We start from the raw sequence: 1,048 nt of genomic DNA, 5'->3' as shown, positions 1-1,048 counted from the left end.
TTTTATATTAATATACAAGTGTATTGCGTATAACCACCATTATGTTAAATGGAAGGACCTAATTAAAGAAAAATCAGATTTTATTATATAATAAATTTATGAAATCCTATTCTTACATATAAAATGAAGATAAAACTACGTCGTATTGAAGTGTTTATGGCCGTGATCGAAAACGGCAGTTTTTCTGCTGCTGCTCATGCATTAGATGTTGCCCAATCTGCGGTCAGTATTACTATTAAAGAACTAGAAAAAGAATTGGGTACACAGCTTTTTATTCGCGCTAACCGAAAAGTTGAACTGACAGAAAGTGATCGCCTCCTCAAGGAACGTGCAGCTCCTGTGATGAGTCTGTTGATGAATGTGAAGGATGAACTCAAGGATCTGGAAAATCTCTCTATAGGTCAATTACGTATTGCGGCTCCTGCGATGGTGACGCAATTTGCGCTCTCCCAAGTACTGCCGAAATTTATGGCGTTATATCCCAAAATTCATATTAAAGTTTATCAAGCTGGTGCCCTGGAAATTGAAGCTTTAGTGAAGAAAGAAGCTTTGGATTTAGGCTTGACCGTATATAAAGGCATAGAGCCTCAGGTTGAGACGGAATATCTGTGGGATTTAAAAAATGTAGCTTGTGTTTCAACCTCATTCCATCAACAACTTGTTCAAGCTGAAAGCATTTCCTGGGAAAAACTACTCACACAGCCCTTAGCGATCTATCCGACTGGATACCATCAACGGGATTTGCTTGAACGCCATTCAACCGCTTTAGGCATACCGTTGAATATTGTGTTGGAGTCAGAAAATCCGGCGCTTATTTTATCTGCTGTACGTTCAGGTTTGGCCATAACTACCTTACCTTTGGCTGCGCTTGAAAATGAGTCAGGTATTGTTCCACTGAAACTACCCCACCAGAAAGGTGATTCTTTAAAGGTCGGTGCATGTTGGTCATCTGACCGACCTCTCAGCAGTGCACCAAAAACTTTACTGGAGTTCCTGAAAAGTTATTCCTCACCTTTCTAAAATGCTTAATTAATGCTCCTTTGCAGCT

At 39.8% G+C, this 1,048-nt stretch carries 1 protein-coding gene; it reads left to right on the top strand.

Translation table 11 applies throughout. The annotated features are described in order from the left end of the window. Window positions 1-123 precede the first annotated feature (123 nt). Window positions 124-1,020: a LysR family transcriptional regulator gene (locus FTV41_RS15040; protein ID WP_179996792.1), complete on the top strand. Its 897-nt coding sequence runs from the start codon at window positions 124-126 to the stop codon at window positions 1,018-1,020. Window positions 1,021-1,048: the final 28 nt, after the last annotated feature.

Source organism: Acinetobacter sp. YH16051 (assembly GCF_013417135.1).
In the GTDB taxonomy this organism is placed as follows: Bacteria; Pseudomonadota; Gammaproteobacteria; order Pseudomonadales; family Moraxellaceae; genus Acinetobacter; species Acinetobacter towneri.
The sequence above is the reverse complement of the archived record's forward strand: the minus strand, read 5'-3'. Positions and strand labels throughout refer to the sequence as shown.